This is a genomic window from Kitasatospora sp. NPDC006697, assembly GCF_042869935.1.
Classification (GTDB): domain Bacteria; phylum Actinomycetota; class Actinomycetes; order Streptomycetales; family Streptomycetaceae; genus Kitasatospora.
In genome coordinates this window covers 72,920-91,694 of record NZ_JBIAGU010000024.1, presented here as the reverse complement: position 1 = coordinate 91,694, position 18,775 = coordinate 72,920, and the positions used below count along the sequence as shown (strand labels likewise).

10 protein-coding genes are annotated in these 18,775 nt (G+C 75.1%); 7 read left to right on the top strand and 3 right to left on the bottom strand.

What is annotated here, in order from left to right; genetic code table 11:
* The first annotated feature begins 23 nt into the window (after positions 1-23).
* Genes ACFYNO_RS28785 through ACFYNO_RS28760 form a run of 6 tightly spaced genes read left to right on the top strand, consistent with a single transcriptional unit; the run spans position 24 to position 8,356 of the window.
* On the top strand, positions 24-977 hold the full coding sequence (locus ACFYNO_RS28785) for an ornithine carbamoyltransferase (protein WP_388018754.1): 954 nt from the start codon (positions 24-26) through the stop codon (positions 975-977).
* Positions 970-3,306, top strand: coding sequence for a lantibiotic dehydratase (locus tag ACFYNO_RS28780; RefSeq protein ID WP_388018751.1), 2,337 nt, complete (start codon positions 970-972; stop codon positions 3,304-3,306). The genes ACFYNO_RS28785 and ACFYNO_RS28780 overlap by 8 nt, the downstream gene beginning before the upstream one ends.
* Entirely contained in the window at positions 3,303-4,823 is a 1,521-nt protein-coding gene (locus tag ACFYNO_RS28775) for an amino acid adenylation domain-containing protein (RefSeq protein WP_388018748.1), read from the top strand. The genes ACFYNO_RS28780 and ACFYNO_RS28775 overlap by 4 nt, the downstream gene beginning before the upstream one ends.
* Entirely contained in the window at positions 4,820-5,755 is a 936-nt protein-coding gene (locus tag ACFYNO_RS28770) for a threonine/serine dehydratase (RefSeq protein ID WP_388018745.1), read from the top strand. The genes ACFYNO_RS28775 and ACFYNO_RS28770 overlap by 4 nt, the downstream gene beginning before the upstream one ends.
* A 38-nt stretch (positions 5,756-5,793) precedes the next feature.
* Positions 5,794-6,057 (top strand): acyl carrier protein, encoded by a 264-nt coding sequence (locus tag ACFYNO_RS28765; protein ID WP_388018742.1) that lies wholly within the window; start codon positions 5,794-5,796, stop codon positions 6,055-6,057.
* A 10-nt stretch (positions 6,058-6,067) separates the two neighbouring features.
* Positions 6,068-8,356 carry a lantibiotic dehydratase gene (locus tag ACFYNO_RS28760; RefSeq protein ID WP_388018739.1) on the top strand — a complete coding sequence of 763 codons (2,289 nt, stop codon included), beginning with the start codon at positions 6,068-6,070 and terminating at the stop codon, positions 8,354-8,356.
* Between the two features lie 107 nt (positions 8,357-8,463).
* On the opposite strand, the gene ACFYNO_RS28755 is transcribed toward ACFYNO_RS28760, so the two are convergent.
* The 3 genes from ACFYNO_RS28755 to ACFYNO_RS28745 all read right to left on the bottom strand — a co-directional run bounded on the left by ACFYNO_RS28755 (position 8,464) and on the right by ACFYNO_RS28745 (position 17,309).
* On the bottom strand, positions 8,464-8,958 hold the full coding sequence (locus ACFYNO_RS28755) for an ACT domain-containing protein (RefSeq protein ID WP_388018736.1): 495 nt from the start codon (positions 8,956-8,958) through the stop codon (positions 8,464-8,466).
* Positions 8,959-8,962: 4 nt separating this feature from the next.
* The gene (locus ACFYNO_RS28750) at positions 8,963-9,949 is read right to left on the bottom strand and encodes a TauD/TfdA family dioxygenase (RefSeq protein ID WP_388018733.1); all 987 of its coding nucleotides are present in this window, start codon (positions 9,947-9,949) and stop codon (positions 8,963-8,965) included.
* A 76-nt stretch (positions 9,950-10,025) separates the two neighbouring features.
* A complete protein-coding gene (locus ACFYNO_RS28745) occupies positions 10,026-17,309 on the bottom strand; it encodes an amino acid adenylation domain-containing protein (RefSeq protein WP_388018730.1) in 7,284 nt (2,427 codons plus the stop codon).
* Positions 17,310-17,491: 182 nt separating this feature from the next.
* On the opposite strand from ACFYNO_RS28745, the gene ACFYNO_RS28740 reads away from it, so the two are divergent.
* Positions 17,492-18,775: an MFS transporter gene (locus ACFYNO_RS28740; protein ID WP_388018727.1), complete on the top strand. Its 1,284-nt coding sequence runs from the start codon at positions 17,492-17,494 to the stop codon at positions 18,773-18,775.

Below are 18,775 nucleotides of genomic sequence, written 5' to 3'. Positions count from 1 at the left end.
GCCAAGGAAGAGAGGAGAGCCCCATGTCCCGTCCGCTACGCCGCCACCTGATCTCGATCGACGACCTCGGCTTCGAGGAGATGCACCGCATCGTGCAGCGCGGCGCCGACTTCGCCGCCGGCCGCTGCGAGGACGCCCGCCCGCTGCAGGACGCGGTGGTGGGCATCCTGTTCCGCAAGACCTCCACCCGCACCCGCACCGCCTTCTCGGCCGGCGCCCTGCGCCTGGGCGGCCGGCTGATCACCTACGGCCCCGGCGACCTCCAGGAGAACACCGGCGAGACGGTCGAGGACACCACCGCCGTGCTCTCCCGGATGCTCGACGTGCTGGTGGCCCGGACGGCCGGCAGCGAGGAGGAGCTGCGGGCCTTCGCCGCCCAGCGGCGGATGGCGGTGGTCAATGCGATGAGCGCGGGCGAGCACCCCACCCAGGCGCTCACCGACCTGACCACGCTGCTGGGCCGGTTCGGGCGGATCGAGGGCCTGCGGGTGCTCTACGCGGGCGAGGGCAACAACACCGCCTCCGCCCTGGCGCTGGCGCTCTCCCGCTACCCGGGCACCGAGCTGCACCTGCGCACCCCGGCCGGCTACGGGGTCGAGCAGCGCTACCTGGACCGGGCCGCCGCCCACGCGGCGGCGAGCGGCGCCCGGGTGGTGCAGCGGCACGACCTGGCCGACCTCCCCGAGGTCGACGTGGTCTATACCACCCGCTGGCAGACCACCGGCACCAGCAAGGCCGACCCCGACTGGCGGCGCGACTTCGAGCCGTTCCGGGTGGACAAGGCGGTGATGGACGCGGCGCCGGACGCGCTCTTCATGCACGACCTGCCGGCCCACCGCGGCGACGAGGTGACCGCCGAGGTGCTGGACGGACCGGCCTCGATCGCCTTCGAGCAGGCCGAGAACAAGTACCACAGCGCCCGCGCGGTGCTGGAGTGGTGCGTCGGCACCGGCCCGGCGGGAGACGGCGATGAGTGACGGCGCCGCCAAGCCCCCCGTGCTGCTGCCCGACGGCGGCTGGCGCCTGTGGCGGCACTTCGCGCTGCGCGGCCCCGGCTTCCCGGTCTCCGGCGTGCTCCGGCTGGCCCCCGAAGGCCTGGCCGGGGCGGCCGACGCCTTCGGCGCGGACGCCGAACTCTCCGGCCCCGACTGGCAGTCCTTCGAGACGGCGTTCGCCGAGGCCGCCGTGGACACCGCCCGCGAGCTGCAGGCGATCGCCGCCCGCCCCGACTTCCGGGCCGCGGTGGCCTGGCAGAACCGGGCGGTGCTGCGCACCGGCATCGCGCCGTTCCTCAACTGGACCCCGAGCGCGGCCGGCCGCACCAGCATGCCGCGCCAGCGCGAGGAGCTGGTCGCACATTACTGGCAGCGCTTCTGCGTCAAGAACGACACCATCGGCTTCTTCGGCCCGGTCGGCTGGGCCACCCTGGACCCGGAGCTGCGCGGCGTCGAGGTGGACCCGGGCGAGGGCCTGATCACCCGGTCCGAGGTCTTCTTCTCCAGCTGGTCGATCGACGAGCTGGCCAAGGCGCTGGACCGCGATCCGGCGCTGCGCCCCTGGCTGCCGCCGCGCCGGCTGCCCTACCTGCGGATCGGCGGGGCCGAGGTGCTGCTGCCCGGGCGTCCGGCGCAGCCGGTCTCGGAGCTGGAGCGCGAGGTACTGCTGCGCTGCGACGGCACCGTGCCGGCTCGGGAGATCCAGCGCGAGCTGGCCGGCCTGGCCACCGCCGAGCAGGTCGAGCAGGTGCTGGAGCTGCTGGTCCGCCGCCGCTGGGTCTGCTGGCGGCTGGAGATCCCGGCCACCGCCTACCCCGAGCGCCACCTGCGCGAGGTGCTGGAGCGGGTGGGCGACGAGGCGGTCCGCGAGCCGGCGCTGGCCGGCCTGGCGCTGCTGGAGCGCGGCCGGGACCGGGTGCAGGCCGCGGCCACGGACGCCGATGAGCTGGTCGCGGCGCTGGCCGCGCTGGAGGCCGACTTCGCCGCCCTCACCCACGCCCCGGCGCAGCGCGAGAAGGGCGCCCGGACGGCGCCGAACCGCGCGCTGGTGTACGCGGACTGCCGCCGCTCGGCGACCGCCCGGGTCGGCAGCGCCGTGCTGGACGAGCTGGGCCCGCTGGAGCTCTGCCTGACCGCCTCGCGCTGGATGACCGACCGGTTCGCCGAGGTGGTCGGCGCCCGGATCACCGAGGCGTACCGCCGGCTGCGCGCCCGGCAGCAGACGGTCGACCTGGGCTCGCTCTGGTTCGAGTGCCTGCCCGCCCCGCACAGCCGGTCGACGGACGACATCGACGCCATCCAGGCGGAGTTGCGCGAGCGCTGGTCGGAGATCATCGCCGCGCCCGAGGGTGCGCGCCGGGTGGAGCGGTCCTCGGCCGACATCGCCGAGCAGGTCCACAAGGCCTTCGGCGAGCCGGGCGCCGGCTGGTCGCTCTCCCGCTACACCAGCCCGGACGTGATGCTCATCGCCGAGGACCTCGAGGCCGTGGAGCGCGGTGAGTTCAGCCTGGTGCTGGGCGAGCTGCACGTGGCGATGAACACCCTGGGCGCCTCGCTCTTCGTCTCCCAGCACCCGGACCGGGCGGAGCTGATCGAGGAGACCTCGGCGGACTTCCCCGATCCCCGGCTGGTCCCGATGCTGCCCAAGGAGCTGCCGCTGATCCGCTGGTCGGCTCGGAGCAGGCCCTCGCTGGAGCGCCCGCAGGACTACTCGGTGGCCCTGGTGGACCACACGGCCGATCCGCACCGGCCGGGCACCGTCCGCTGCGCGGACGTGGCGGTGGAGCTGCGCGAGGGCCGGCTGGTCGCGGAACTGCCGGACGGCGCCGTCTTCGACCTGCTGGACGTGTTCTGCCACGCGATGACCAACCGGGTGATGGACCGCTTCCGGATCCGCCCGGAGGCCGACCACACGCCCCGGGTGACGGTGGACAAGATGGTGCTCTCCCGCGAGACCTGGCGGCTGGCCGCGGGCCAACTGCCGTTCGCCACCGAGCGCAACGAGGCGCGGCGGTTCGTCCGCGCCCGGCACTGGCAGGCCGCGAACGGCTTCCCCCGGCACGTCTTCGTCGTCTCGCCGGCCGAACCGCGGCCGTTCTACGTGGACTTCGAGAGCCCGGTGTACGTGAACATCCTGGCCAAGGCGATCCGCCGGCTGGCCGCCCGGGATCCGCAGGCCAAGCTGACCGTCTCCGAGATGCTGCCCACCCCGGAGCAGGCCTGGCTGACCGACGACCAGGGGCAGCTCTACACCTCCGAGTTGCGCTTCGTCGCGGTGGACCGCTCCAAGGTCGAAGGGGGTCTCGCGTGACCGGCGGGCCGGGCAGCTACGCCGAGGCGATCGCCGCGCAGGCCGACCGCACTCCCGCGGCACCCGCGCTGGTGACCGCGGACGAGGTGCTGACCTACCGTCAGCTCGCGAACCAGATCGACCGGTTGGCCCGGGTGCTGGTCGCGCGCGGGGTCGGCCCGGAGCGGGTCTGCGCGCTGGCGGTGGAGCGCGGCCCGCAGGCCGTGGTGGCCATGGCGGCGGTCTCCCGGGCCGGCGGCGCCTTCCTCACCCTGGACGTGGACGCGCCCGGGCCGCGGCTGCAGGCGATGGCGGACAGCGCCCGGGCCGTCATGCTGGTCAGCACGGTCTCGGTCGCCGTCAAGCTGGACCTGGCCGTCCCGGGGCCCACCGTGCTGATCGACGGGATCGACGGGGAGAGCGCGGACGCCCCGCTGCCGCGGATCGCGCCGCGTTCGCTGGCCTACGTCTCGCACACCTCCGGCTCGACCGGCACGCCCAACGCGGTGCTGATCGAGCACCGCGGCCTCAGCAGCTATCTGCGGTTCGTGGCCCGCGACTACGGGCTGGGCCCGCGCACCACCGCGCTGCAGCTGGCCCCGCTCGGCTACGACGCCTCGATCCGGGACACCTTCGCCCCGCTGATCGCCGGCGCCAAGCTGGTCCTGGCGGACCGCTCGGTGCTGCTGCGCGCGGACGGGTTCGCCGCCACGGTGCGGGAGTTCGGTGTGGACACGGTGCTCAGCGCGACCCCGTCGCTGCTGACCTTCCTGACCCGCGACCCGGCGATCGCCGAGGAGCTGCGGGCGCTGCGGCTGACCGTCTCCAGCGGCGAGTCGCTGCGGCCCTTCCTCGCCGCGGGCGGCCACCGGGCGCTCGGCGGCACCCTGGTCAACCAGTACGGCCCGACCGAGTGCACCATGACCTCCACCCGGCTGCGGGTGCCGGCCGAGCCGGAGACCACCGCCGACCTGATCGGCAGGCCGATCGACGGGGTCGCGGTCCGCCTGCTGGACGCGGCGCTCGCGCCGGTGCCGGACGGCGGGGTCGGCGACCTGTACCTGGCGGGCTCCGGCGTGGCGCGCGGCTACTGCGGCCGCCCCGGGCTGACCGCCGAGCGCTTCCTGCCCGACCCGGCCGGCCCGCCCGGCAGCCGGATGTACCGCACCGGCGACCTGGCCCGCCGCCGGCCCGACGGCACCCTGGAGTACCTGGGCCGCAGCGACCGGCAGATCAAGATCCGCGGCTACCGGGTGGATCCCGCCGAGGTCGAGGGCGAGCTGCTGGGCCACCCGGCGGTGACCGGCGCGGTGGTCACCGCGGAGCGCGACGACCAGGGCCGCACCTTCCTGGTCGCCCACCTCACCGGTGCGCTGGCGGAGGTCTCCGACCAGGCCCTCCGCTCCCACCTGGCCCGGACCCTGCCGTTCCACCTGATGCCGCGCCGGTTCGTCCGGCTGGACCGGCTGCCCACCACCAGCACCGGCAAGGCCGACCGCCGGGCGCTGACCGATCCGCCCCTGGAGCCGACGCCATGACCGACCTGCGCACCCGGCTCGGCCTGGCGGATGTCCGGGCGGCGGCGGAGCGGATCGCCGGCCAGGTGCGCCGCACCCCGCTGCTGGCCGTCGAGGAGCTGCCCGGTCTGCTGCTGAAGGCCGAACACCTGCAGCACAGCGGCTCGTTCAAGGTCCGCGGTGCCGCCAACGCGATGGCCGGCGCGGCCGCCTGCGAGATCGTCACCGGCTCCTCGGGCAACCACGGCATCGCCGTCGCCCTGGGCGGGCGGACGCTGGGGGTGCCGGTCACCGTGCTGATGGCGGCCGGCGCCAGCCCGGACAAGGAGCGGGTGATCCGCTCGCTGGGCGCCGAGGTGGTCCGGGTGGACGGCGGCGTGGCCGAACGCGAACGGCAGGCGCTGGCGCACGCCAAGCGGACCGGCGCGCTGCTGGTGCCCTCCTCCGACCACGAGCTGGTGGTGGCGGGCCAGGGCACCGTCGGCCTGGAACTCCTGGAGCAGGGGCCCGAGGTGGACACCGTCTTCGTCCCGACCGGCGGCGGCGGTCTGCTGGCGGGCATCTGTCTGGCCGCGCAGGCCGCCGGCCGGCCGGTGCGGGTGATCGGCGTGGAGCCGGCCGGCGCCGACCGCTACGCCCGCTCGCTGGCCGCCGGCCGGCCGGTCGCCGTGCCGCCCTCGGCCACCGTGGCGGACGGGCTGCGCGGACAGCGGCCCGGCGCCGTCCCGTTCCCGATCGTCCGGGAGCGGGCGCACGCGCTGGTCGCCGTCTCCGACCGGGCGATCCTCGCGGCCATGCGGCTGCTGCACCAGGCGGGCGTGCCCGCCGAGCCGAGCGGCAGCGTGGCGCTGGCCGGTGCGCTGGCCTGGCGGGACCGCCCGCTGACCGGCGGCCGGGTCGCGGTCGTCGTCTCCGGCGGCAACACGCCCGCGGCGCTCGCCGCCGCCCACTGATGCTCCGTCAATTCCCGACTACTCATTCGGAGGTACCGATGACCACGCAGAGCCAGCAGGTGACGGCGGCTGAACTGCCCGAGCTGATCGCCTCCTTCTACCGGGAGACCCTGGGCGACGACACCCTCGACACCACGAGCGACTTCTTCGAGGCGGGCGGCGACTCGCTCAGCGCCTTCCAGATCACCGCCCGGCTGCAGCAGGCGGTCGGGGTGGAGATCCCGGTCGCCCTGGTCTTCACCTACCCGTCGCCCGAGGACCTGGCCATGGTCGTCGTCGCCGACGCCGGCCTGAGCGAATAGGAGGCGGACCATGGCCGGGACCACCGTTCCGCTGGGGGACAAGTGGCAGCTGTGGCGGCAGTTCGCCCTGCGCGGGCCGGGCTTCCCGGCCGACGGGGTGCTCCGGCTGGCCGCGCCGGAGCTGGCCGGGGCGGCCGACGCCCTGGGGCCGGAGGCCGCGCTCACCGGGCCCGCCTGGGCGGCCTTCGAGGCGGCCTTCACCGAGGCGGTGGTGGACGGCGCGCGGGAGTTGCAGCGGATCGCCGCCCGTCCCGACTTCCAGGCCGCGGTGGCCTGGCAGAACCGGGCGGTGCTGCGCACCGGCATCGCCTCCTTCCTCAACTGGACCCCGAGCGCGGCCGGCCGCACCAGCATGCCGCGCCAGCGCGAGGAGCTGGTGGCGCACTACTGGCAGCGCTTCTGCGTGAAGAACGACACCATCGGCTTCTTCGGCCCGGTCGGCTGGGGTTCGATCGACCCGGACGGTCCGGGCGTGGCGGTCCGGCCCGGCACCGGCCTGGTGTCGCGCACCGAGGTGTACTTCTCCAGCTGGTCGATCGACGAGCTGGCGAAGCTGCTGGAGGCCGACCCGCGGCTGCGCGAGTGGGTGGCGCCGCGCCGGATGCCGTACCTGCGGCTCGGCGACGGGCAGGTGCTGCTGCCGGGCCGCCCGGCGCAGCCGGCCACCGGCCTGGAGCTGACGGCGCTCCGGCTGTGCGACGGCCGGCGCCCGGTCCGCGAGGTCCGGGCGGAGCTGGCCCGGCTGGCCGGCGCCGAGGAGGCAAACCGGCTGCTGGACCAGTTGGTCCGGCGGCGCTGGATCGTGCGCAAGCTGGAGGTGCCGGCCGGCACCCACCCCGAGCGCCACCTGCGCGACTGGCTGGAGCGGGTCGGCGACCAGGAGGCGCGCGAGCACGGGCTCGGCCTGCTGGCGGTGCTGGAGCGCGGCCGGGCCAGGGTGGCGGCGGCGCGCGGGCCGGAGCTGGCCGGGGCACTGGCCGCCCTGGAGGCCGACTTCCAGGACCTGACCGACACGGCGGCGGCCCGGGAGAAGGGCAGCACCACGGCGCCCTGCCGCACCGTGGTCTACTCCGACAGCATCCGGGCCGCCACGGCCACGGTCGGGGCCGAGGTGCTGCGGGCGCTGGAGCCGCTGGACCTGCTGATGACCAGCGCCGGCTGGCTCACCTCCCGGCTGGCCGCCCGGGTGCTGGAGCTGGCCGAGCAGACCTACGACCGGCAGGCGCCGGACGGCGAGCCGGTGGACCTGGCCTCCTTCTGGTTCGCCTGCATGCCGATCCTGCACGGCGACGCGGTGGCCGAAGCGGCCGCCCTGCAGAAGGAGTTCTGGCACCGCTGGTCGGCGGTGCTGCGGCTGCCGGAGCAGCGGGGCAACATCGCGCTCGCCTCGGCGGACATCGCCGAGGCGGTCCGCTCGGCCTTCGACGAGCGCTCGGCGGGCTGGAGCGCGGCCCGCTACCTGAGCCCGGACGTGATGCTCGCGGCCGAGGGGCCGCAGGCGGTGGAGCGCGGCGAGTTCCAGCTGGTGATCGGCGAACTGCACGTGGCGATCAACACCCTGGGCGCCTCGCTCTTCGTCCACCAGCACCCGGACCCGGCCGCGCTGTTCGCCCAGACCGACCGGGACCACCCGCGGCCCCGGCTGATGCCGCTGCTGCCCAAGGAGCACCGCGCCCGGCTCTCCGCCCGGGTCCGGCACGCCCTGGTCCGGCCCGAGGACTACCAGCTGGCCCTGCTGGACCACGGCGCCGACCCGCTGCGCGAGCGGACCGTGCCGAGTGCGGAGGCGGTGGTGGAGCGGCAGGACGGCCGGCTGGTGGTGCGGCTGCCCGACGGCGCGGTCTTCGGCGTGCTGGAGGTCTTCGCGCACGTGCTGACCACGCTGGTGATCGACCTGTGCCGGCTGCTGCCGGAGGCCGACCACACGCCGCGGATCACCGTGGACCGGCTGGTGCTGGCCCGGGAGACCTGGCGGTTCACCGGCGCCGGGCTGGACTGCGCGCAGGAGAAGAACGAGGCGCGCCGCTTCGTCCGGATCCGCCGCTGGCAGCTGGCGAGCGGGCTGCCGAGGTTCGTCTTCGTCACCACGCCGACCGAGCCGCGGCCGTTCTTCGTGGACTTCGAGAGCCCGGTGTACGTGAACATCCTGGCCAAGGCGATCCGCCGGCTGGCCGCCCGGGATCCGCAGGCCAAGCTGACCGTCTCCGAGATGCTGCCCACCCCGGAGCAGACCTGGCTGACCGACGACCAGGGCAACCGCTACACCAGCGAGCTGCGGTTCGTCGCCCTCGGCGACTGACCCGGACGCCCTGATGGCCGCCTCCCCTCGAAAGGGGAGGCGGCCATCTGGCTTGGCGATGGCCGAAGGGCCGTCAGCGAGGAGCTGACGGCCCTTCGGCGCCGGAGTCAGCCGGCCACCGGCAGCGGCTCGGCCGCCCCGGTCGGTGCGCCGACCTCGAAGGCCTCGCAGAGCGCCCGGACGGCGCGGTCGAGTTGCGCCCGCGGGCAGAGCGCGGCGAGCCGGCGGGACTCGAAGGAGGTGGCCGCCAGCGGGACCCCGGCGCGGGCCAGCGCCTCGCAGAAGGTGGCCACCACGGCGGGGGCCGAACGCAGCCCGGCGCCGAGCAGCGCCACCTCGCCGACCTGCTCGTCCAGTTCGACCGACCCCACGTCCGCCACCGCCAACTCGGCGGCCACCGCCGGCCCGTGGGCCGCGGGCACGGTGAACGCCAGGGTGCCCGGGCCGCCGCGGGAGCTCACGGTGCCGACCGGCACGCCGAGTCCGGCGGCCGCCCGCAGCACCCGCGCGGTCCCGGCCGGCGAAACGCCGGCCGGGACCGCGACCGTGATCAGGACCTCGCTGAGCGAGGCGGCGACGCCCCGCACGATCGGCTGCTCCATGGGGTCAGCCCGTCAGCACGTGCCCGTCGCCCACCCGGTGGACGCGCGAGCGGCGCAGGTTCTGGACGGCGAAGGTGCGGTGCAGCCAGCGGTCCCGCCCGTCATAGCGCGGGGTGAAGCCGGTGCGGCCGTGCACGGTGACCCGGTTGTCGACGATCGCCAGGTCGCCGGGGAGCAGCCGGTGGGTCAGCGCGTGCGCGGCGAAAAGCTGCTGCAGGGCGCCCATGGCCTGCGCGGCCCGCTCGGTCAGCGGCCGGGTGGCGGCGAAGTCGACCAGCAGGTCCGGGTCCTCGGGGGCGCCGCTGAGCACCGCGTGCGGCCGGGACTGCTCGGCGGGCAGCGCGAAGGAGGGCGGCGGGGCGGTGGCGAACTCGGGCTGCAGCAGGATGTCCCGGTGGGCCGGGTCGAGCAGGTGGTTGACCTGCCGGATGGAGGCGGTGCGCAGCCCGGCCACCCGCTCGTGGTCGGCGCGCACGCAGAGCAGCAGCACGTAGTCGGGGCGGTGGGGGTGGAAGGCGTTCTCGTTGTGGAAGGTCAGCAGGGCGGAGCCCTCGTTGCCCTGGAACTCCTCGCTGCCGGGCACCGGGACCACGTCGTGGACCATCGCGCCGGACTTCTCCGGCCGGAACGAGATCGGCTGGCCGAGCGCCTGGGTGAGCAGCATCAGCACGGCGGCGGGGATGGTGGCCTCGCGCTGGACGGAGCCGCCGACCATCGGGGTGGGGCCGATCAGCTCCTCGTCCACCGGCAGGCCGCGGACCAGCAGGGCGCCGGCCGGTCCGGGGTCACGGGCGAAGTCGGCGAGTGATCTGCGCAGTTCGGCGGGCAGCTCGTGGGAGAGCCGGTCGGCCCGGCGGATCCAGGCGGGGTCGTCGATCCGGCCGTCCGCGCAGGGCAGCAGGTCGGCGGCCAGGCTCTCGACGGCCATGGCAACCCGGGGGTCCACGGTCACCACGCTGTCATGCGAGTCGGCTGTGAGGACGGGGGTCATGGGTCACTTCCTTCGTCGGATGGGAACGGGCCGGGGCGGACGGCCTGGTGCCGCCGTCCGCCCCGGCCGTGCTCGCTTACTGCTGCTCGCCGGCCAGCAGGCCGGTCAGCAGCTTCGCCACCTCGGCGACGTGGGGGGCCTTCAGCACCCCGAGGTGGTTGCCGGGGACCCGGTGGACCGTCAGCCCGCCGTGCGCCAGCTCCCGCCAGCGCGCGGTGAAGTCCTCGAAGCTGACGCCGACCGCGACCTCGTGCTCGCCCGCCGCGACCTCGTCGCCCGCGATCAGGTGCAGCCGGCCGTCGTAGGGGGTGTGGCGGTAGTCCAGCCGGGTCTGCAGCAGCTCCCGCCAGACCCGGATCCGGGCGGGCCAGAAGTCGTCGCCGGGCTCCGGCGGGGCCACCTCGCCGTCGTCCAGCAGCTTGTTGAGCAGCTCGCCGGCCGCCTGCTGCAGTTCGGCCACCCTGGCCGGGTCGGCGCCGGCCGCGGCGGCCTCGTTGAGCGCGGCGAAGGCCGCCTCGGCGCCCTGGAAGCGGCGCACGAACTCGTGCATGTTCTCCCGCTCGTAGGTGTCCAGCGCGGGGTCCAGCAGCAGGAAGGTGACCTCCTCCCCCGCGGCGTGCAGCCGGCGCACCATCTCGGTGGTGATCTGGCTGCCGCCGCACCAGCCGAGCAGGTGGTAGGGGCCGCTGGGGGCGATCCGGCGCAGCTCGGCCAGGTTCAGCTCGGCGACCTGCTCGACGCTCTCCGGCGCGGGGCAGGGCCGGGTCAGGCCCGGCCACTCGAAGGCGGCCACCGGCTGGTCGGGGTCCAGGTGGTCGGCCAGTGCGGCGAACCAGTGGGCGCTGCCGGGGTGCACGCAGAACAGCGGCGGGCGGGTGCCGGTGCGGCGCAGCCAGACGATGGTGTCCGCGGCCCCGGCCTCGGGGGTGTGCGCGGCGTCGGCGTCGGTGACCACGGCGGCCAGTTCGGCGATCGTGCGGTGCCGGTAGAAGTCCTGGAAGGTGAGCTTGTAGCCGTGTTCGGCGCGGAGCTTGGTGATGACCTTCATCACGGTCAGCGAGTGGCCGCCGAGTTCGGCGAAGCTGTCGTCGATGCCGACCTGCGCCAGGCCCAGCGCCGCCGCCCAGGCCCGGGCCAGGATGTTCTCCACGGCGGTGCGCGGGGCCCGGTAGGGACGGGCGGAGACCGGGCCGGTGGCCTTGGGCAGCCGGGCCAGGTCGATCTTTCCGCTTGCGGTCATCGGCAGTTCGTCGAGCACCAGGTAGCGGGAGGGCACCAGGTGGGCGGGCAGCACCTGGGCGAGGCGGTCGCGCAGCGCCACCGGGTCGGGCGCGGGCTCGCCGGCCGGGACCAGGTAGGCGGCCAGCTCCTTCTCGCCGCCGGGGGCGGCGACCACGTGCACGGCGACCTCGCGCAGGTCGGCCTCGCGGCGCAGCGCGGCCTCCACCTCGCCGGGCTCGATCCGGTAGCCGCGGATCTTCACCTGGTGGTCCACCCGGCCGGCGAACTCCAGGACGCCGTCGGCGCGGTAGCGGGCCAGGTCGCCCGAGCGGTAGAGCCGCTCGCCGGGGCGCGCCGCGTACGGGTCCGGCACGAAGCGCTCGGCGGTCAGCTCCGGGCGCTCCACGTAGCCGCGGGCCAACTGGGCTCCGCCGATGTAGAGTTCGCCGACCACGCCGACCGGCACCTGCTGCAGGTCGCGGTCCAGCACCCGCATCGTGGTGTTGGCGAACGGGCGGCCGATCGGCAGCACGCCGGCCGGCAGGTCGCCCGGCCGGCCCTCCAGGTGGGAGCAGCCGACGGTGGTCTCGGTCGGGCCGTACTCGTTGTCCACCAGGGTGTCCGGGGCGTGCTCGGCCCAGCGGGAGACCATCTCCCGGGTCAGCTCCTCGCCGCCGGCGATCAGCCGCCCGGCCGCGCCACGCAGGGCCTGCGGGGAGAGCGACTGGTTGAGCAGCGCCAGGTGCGAGGGCGTCAGCTTCAGCAGGCCGAAGCCGCCGCGCTCCAACTCGGCGATCAGGGCGTCGATCCCGGGGGTGCCGTCGTCCGCGGTGAGGGTGACGGGCTGGCCGGAGAGCAGCGCGGGGAAGAGCGAGGTGACGGGCAGGTCGAAGGCCATCGAGGAGTAGAGCGGCGCGCCGGTGCCGCCCAGCGGCCGGTAGCCGTCCAGGCACCAGCAGACGTAGTTGACCAGGTTGCGGTGCTCGATCATCACGCCCTTGGGCGTGCCGGTCGAGCCGGAGGTGTAGATCACGTAGGCCAGCGAGTCGGGGGTCACCGGGCGGCCGGGGTTGCCCGGGTCCTGCCCGGCGATGCCGGGGTCGGTGTCGACCGCCAGCGGCCGGGCCGGACTGTCGGCCAGCAGGTGGGCCAACTCGCTCTGGGTGACGGCCACCTGGGCGCCGGTCTCGGCGAGCAGCCCGGCCAGCCGGGCGGCCGGGTGGGCCGGGTCGAGTGGCAGGTAGCCGGCGCCGGCCTTGAGCACCGCCAGCAGGGCGACCACCAGTTCCGGGCCGCGGCGCAGCAGCACCCCGACCAGGGACTCCTGCCCGACCCCGAGTTCGCCGAGCCGCCGCGCCAACCGGTTGGCGCGGGCGTTGAGTTCGGCGTAGTCCAGGGTGCTGCCGTCGGCGCAGCGCAGCGCGACGGCCTGCGGGGTGCGGGCGGCCTGGGCCTCGAAGAGCTGGTGCAGGCAGGCGTCGGGGTAGGCGGTCCGCGGACCGGTGGCGAATCCGTCGATCCGGGCCCGCTCCTCGGCGTCCAGGGCCGCGCCGCGGGCGTCGCCGGCCGGGTCGGCGGCCATCGCCTCCAGGATCCGCCGGTAGAGCGCGGCCAGCCGGCGGCCGTTGGCGCGGCTGATCCGCTCGGGGCGGCCGGAGAGGTAGACCACGCCGGGGAAGGTCCAGACGTCCAGCGCGAACTCGTTGGGGCTGACGTCGACCACGTTGCCGGAGTCGATGGTGCGGTTGTCCAGGACGTGGAAGTCCAGGTAGGTGAAGGCGACGTCGACCAGCGGGGTGCCCTCGCCCCAGGCGCGCTGCATCTCCGGCAGCGGGAACCGGCGGTGCGGCCAGGCGGCCACCTCGGCGGTGAAGACCTCGCGGGCCAGCTCGCTCCAGGTGGCGCCGGTGAGTTCGACGCCGAGCGGCAGGGTGTTGAGGTGCATGCCGCGGACCAGGTCGCCGCCCTCGGTCTCCAGCCGGCCGTTGCAGACCAGGCCGCTGTGGAAGCGGTGGCTGCCGCCGATGGTGGCGACGGCCTTGAGGTGGGCGGCGAAGAGCACGCTCTTCAGCGGCACGCCGGCGGTGGCGGCCAGCCGGCGCAGGCCCGGCTCCAGGTCGCGGAACGGCACGGTGATCTGGTACGGCTGCTCCGCGTCGGCCGGGTCGGCGGCCCAGGCGGCGGGCAGGCCGACCCGCTCGTAGTCGGTGACCTGCCGCTGCCAGAACTCCCGTTCCTCGGCGGAGGCGAGCGAGCGGCGCTCCAGCGCGACCAGGTCGGCGAACCGGACGGTGTGGGTGCCGGGGGCGGCCGGGGCCTGTCCGGCGCGGATCGCCCGGTAGTCGCGCATCACCTCGTCGATCAGCGAGTGGTGGCTCCAGCCGTCCAGGATGGCGTGGCACTCGATGAAGGAGAAGGTCCAGCGGTCCTCGGCGGTCTGGTGGATGTGGAAGCGCAGCATCGGCGCCTCGGTGATGTCGAACGGCGTGCGGCGGGTCTCGGCGGTGAACCGCTCCAGCTCCGCCCGCACCTGCTGCTCGTCGAGCCCGCGCAGGTCGTCGTAGCCGACCTCGGCGGTGGCCTCGGCGTGCACCAGCTGCATCGGCTCGGAGAAGCCGGTGAGGTCGAAGGAGGTGCGCAGGATCTCGTGCCGGCTGGTGAGCTGGGCGGCGGCCTGGCGCATCGCGGTGAGCGAGAACGGGGCGTCGTCGATGAACGGGAAGAGCGTGATGTTGTGGTACGGGCTCTCGTCCCGGTCGGCGAGCATCTGGTAGACCATGGCGGCCTGCACCATGGCCAGCGGGTAGGCGTCCACCAGGCCGGCCGGCAGCGCGGACCGGTCGGCGTCGGTGAGCTGGGCGAACGGCGCCACCCGCTGCTCCTCCACGCTGGCGGGGCGGCCGGGGGCGACGGTCTCGGCGTAGCCGGCCAGGCCCTCCACGCTCTGGTGCACCAACAGGTTCTGCACCGTCAGGTCGATGCCGCGCCGGCGCAGCGCGCCGACCACCTTGATCGCCCGGATCGAGTCGCCGCCGAGCTCGAAGAAGTTGTCCGTCGCGCCGACCTGGGGGAGCGTCAGCACCTCGGCCCAGGTCTCGGCGACCACCCGTTCGGTGACGGTCCGGGGGGCGACGTGCGCGCGGGTGCCGAGGTCGCGGTGGGCCTCGGGGTCGGGCAGCGCGCGGCGGTCGATCTTGCCGTTGGCGGTCATCGGGAAGGCGTCCAGCGGGACGAAGATCGCCGGGACCATGTAGGCGGGCAGCGTGCGACCGAGCCAGGCGCGCAGGTCGGCGGTGTCCAGGGTGTGCCCGGCCCTGGGGGCGGCGTAGGCGACCAGCCGGGCCTCGGTCTCGCCGGGGCGGCGGTGCGCCAGCACCAGGCTGTTCTCCACGGCGGGGTGGCCGCCGAGGGCGGCCTCGATCTCGCCGGGCTCGATCCGGTGGCCGCGGATCTTCACCTGCTCGTCGGCCCGGCCCAGGAACTCCAGTTCGCCGTCGGCGCCGTAGCGGGCCAGGTCGCCGGTGCGGTACATCCTGGCGCCCGGCACCGCGGCGAACGGGTCGGGCTGGAAGCGGTCGGCGGTCAGGCCGGGGCGGCCCAGGTAGCCGCGGGCCAGGCCGGGGCCGGAGACGAAGAGCTGGCCGGGGACGCCGATCGGCACCGGGTTGAGATCGGCGTCCAGCAGGTGCAGCCGCAGGTCGCCGAGCGGGCGGCCGATCGGGCTGCGCCGGGCGCCGGCGGCCTCCTCGGCGCGCACCACGCGGCGGGTGACGTGCACGGTGGTCTCGGTGATGCCGTACATGTTGACCAGCTCCGGCCGCTGGTCGCCGAACCGGGCGAACCAGGGCGCGAGTTCCGCCACGTCCAGCGCCTCGCCGCCGAACACCACGGTGCGCAGCGCGAGTTCCTCCGGCCGCAGGTCGGCCAGCGCCACCGCCTCCTGGAGGCCGCGGAAGGCGGAGGGGGTCTGGTTGAGCACGGTGACCCGCTCGCGCACCAGCAGTTCGAGGAAGTCCTGCGGGGAGCGGGAGACGGCGTACGGGACCACCACGGCCCGGCCGCCGTTGAGCAGCGCGCCCCAGAGCTCCCAGACCGAGAAGTCGAAGGCGTAGGAGTGGAAGAGCGTCCAGACGTCCTGCGGACCGAAGCCGAAGTCCTCCTGGCAGGAGGCCAGCAGGCGCAGCACGTTGGCGTGGGTGACCGGGACGCCCTTGGGGGCGCCGGTGGAGCCGGAGGTGTAGATGACGTAGGCGGTGTTGCCGGGGCCCGCCTGCACGGCGGGGTCGCCGTCCTGCCCGCCCTCGCCGTCCTCGTCCAGCAGCAGGGTGGTGACGGTCTCCGCACCGGTGCGGCGGTCGGCGACCAGGGCGGTCACCCCGGCGTCGGCGAGGATGTAGGCGAGCCGGTCGGCGGGCTGGCCGGGGTCCAGCGGGAGGTAGCCGGCGCCGGACTTGAGCACGCCGAGCAGCGCCACCACCAGGTCGAGTCCGCGCTCGAACCGGACCCCGACCAGGCGCTCCGGGCCGGCGCCGAGCGCCCGCAGCCGGTGGGCCAGGCGGTTGGCCCGGGTGTTCAGCTCGCGGTAGCTGAGCGAGGCGCCCTCGCAGCTCACGGCGATCGCCTCGGGGGTGCGCTCGGCCCAGCGCTGGAAGGCCTCGGGCAGCGTCTCCTCGGCGGGGTAGCTGCGGCCGGCGCCGCTCCAGGAGGCGAGCAGCGCGCGTTCGGCCTCGGGCAGCAGCTCCAGCCGGTTCACCGGCTTGTCCGGGTCGGCGGCGATGCCGGCGAGCAGGCGCAGGTAGTGCTCGATCGTCCGGTGGATCGTCGCCTCGTCGAACAGCGCAGTGGCGTACTCCAGTTGGCCGCTGACCGAGCCGTCGGCGGTGGTCGCGAGGGCGAGGCCGAGGTCGAACTTGGCGGTGCGCCAGTCCACCGGGCGCTGCTCGGCGCGCAGCGCGCCGAGGGCGGCCGGGGTGTGCGCGGCGAGTTGGAAGACCACCTGGAAGATCGGGTTGCGGGAGGGGTCGCGCTCGGGCGCCAGCTCGTCCACCAGCCGCTCGAACGGCGTCTCCTGGTGGGTGAAGGCGCCGAGCGCCGTCTCCCGGACCCGGGCCAGCAGTTCGGTGAAGGTCGGGCTGCCGGAGAGGTCGGTGCGCAGCGCCACGGTGTTGGCGAACAGGCCCGCCATGCCCAGCGTCTCGCTGCGGTCGCGGCCGGCCACCGGGGTGCCGACCACCACGTCCTGCTGTCCGCCGCTGCGGCCGAGCAGCAGTTGGAAGGCGGCCAGGAAGACCATGAACGGGGTGGCGCCCTGGGTGCGGCCCAGCTCGACCAGCACATCGGCCAGTTCGGCGGGGATGCGGAAGCTCGCGGTGGCCCCGGAGGCGTCCCGGACCGGGCCGCGCGGGCGGTCGGTGGGCAGCGCCAGCGGGGTCAGGCCGGCCAGTGCGGTGCGCCAGTAGTCGAGCTGGGTGGCCAGGCGCTCGCCGGAGAGCTGCTCGCGCTGCCAGGCGGCGAAGTCCGCGTACTGCAGCTCCAGCGGCTCCAGCGGGGACTCCTGGCCGGCAGCGAACGCCTGGTAGAGCCGGTCGAGTTCGCCGAGCAACACACCCTCGGTCCAGCCGTCGGAGGCGATGTGGTGGACCGTCAGCAGCAGGGCGTGGGCGTCCTCGCCGAGCCGGGCGAGCAGCGCCCGGACCGGGTGCTCGGTCTCCAGGTCGAAGGCGCGGCGGCCGTCCCGGGCCACCAGCTCGGCGAGCCGCCGCTCGGCCTCCTCGGCGTCGGCGCCGCGCAGGTCGGCCGTGGTCAGCGCGATCGGCCCGGGCTCGTCGATCACCAGCACCGGCTCGTCGTCCACCGCCGGGAAGCGGGTGCGCAGCACCTCGTGCCGGGCCACCAGCGCGTCCAGCGCCCGCCGCAGCGCCGCCTGGTCGACCGGGCCGGGCAGGCGCAGCAGCAGCGGCATCAGGTACTCGGTGCCGCCGGGCTGGAGCCGGTCGAGCACCCACATCCGGTGCTGCGCGAACGACAGCGGGAGAGCGCCGTCCCGGGGCACGGGGGCGATCCCGTCCTGCCGCTTCTTCGTCAAGCCGCGCAGGCGCCGCTGCAGCAGCTCCGTGCGGGAGCTCGGGCTCGTGCTCATCCTTCGCCTTCCTCTGCGTGCGACGGGGGTGCGGTCCGGTGAGTCCACCGGCCGGGCACCAGCCTGCCGACGGCCATCGGCTGCTCGGCAGGGTCAGCGCGGCGAAGTTGCGGGCGGGGTCTGCGCGTGTGACTGCCGGTCCTTCTCTGGGCCCGCCGCCCGCGGCCTCCCAGCATCGAGCCATGACCGACACCGTGCGCGCGGATGCCCGCGCGAATACCACGCCGCTGCTGCGCAACCGGGACTTCGTGCTGCTCTGGCAGGCGGCGGCCGTCTCCGGGCTGGGCTCCAACGCCTCCAGCGTGGCCTACCCGCTGCTGATCCTGGCGCTGACCGGTTCGCCCGCCGACGCCGGGCTCACCGGGTTCGTCGCCCTGCTGCCGCAGCTGCTCTTCCAACTCCCGGCCGGCGTGCTGGTGGACCGCTGGAACCGGCGGCGGACGATGATCTGGTGCGACGTGCTGCGCGGCCTGGCGATCGGCAGCGTGGCGGCGGCCCTGCTGCTGCACCACCTGACGCTGGCGCACGTGCTCGCCGTCGGCTTCGCCGAGGGCACCCTGACGGTGGCCTTCCGGATCGCCGCCTCGGCGGCCGTGCCCAATGTGGTGCACTCCTCGCAGCTGGCCGCCGCGCTCTCCCGCAACGAGGCGCGGGCCCGCGGCGCCGCGATGCTGGGCCAGCCGCTGGGCGGGGTGCTGTTCGGCCTGGGCCGGGCGGTGCCGTTCCTCTTCGACGCCGCCAGCTACCTCTGGTCGCTGGTCAGCCTGCTGCTGATCCGCCGTCGGTTCCAGGCCGAGCGGCGCCCGCGCGGCGGCCCGCTGCACCGCGAACTCACCGAAGGTGTGCGCTGGTTGTGGCACCAGCCGTTCCTGCGCACGACCACCGCGCTGATCGCCGGCAGCAACCTGCTCTTCCAGGCGCTCTTCCTGACCGTGATCGTGATGGCCCGCGGCAAGCACGGCTCCTCGGCGGCGATCGGCGTGATGTTCGGGCTGGCGGCGGTCGGCGGGGTGCTGGGCTCGCTGATCGCGCCGGCGGTGGAGCGCCGGTTCTCCATGCGTGCGGTGGTGGTCGGCGCCAACTGGGCCTGGGCGCTGCTGGTTCCGGTGCTGCTGCTGGTCCGCGACCCGTACCTGATCGGCGCGGTGTACGCGCTGATGTGCTTCGTCGGGCCGGTCTGGAACGTGGTGACCTCCGCCTACCAGCTGGCCGTCACCCCGGACGCCATCCAGGGCCGGGTGCTGGGCGCGGTCGGCCTGGTCGCCTTCGGCGCGATCCCGCTCGGCTCGCTGATCGGCGGCCAGCTGCTGGCCGCCTTCGGCCCGACCGCCACCGTCTGGGTGCTCACGGCCTGGATGGTGCTGCTGGCCGCGACCGCCGCGCTCAGCCCCTCGGTGCGCTCGGCTCCGGCACTCTCCGGCGCCGCCCCGGCCGCCGCCGAGCCGGAGCCCGCGCCGGCCGCCTGA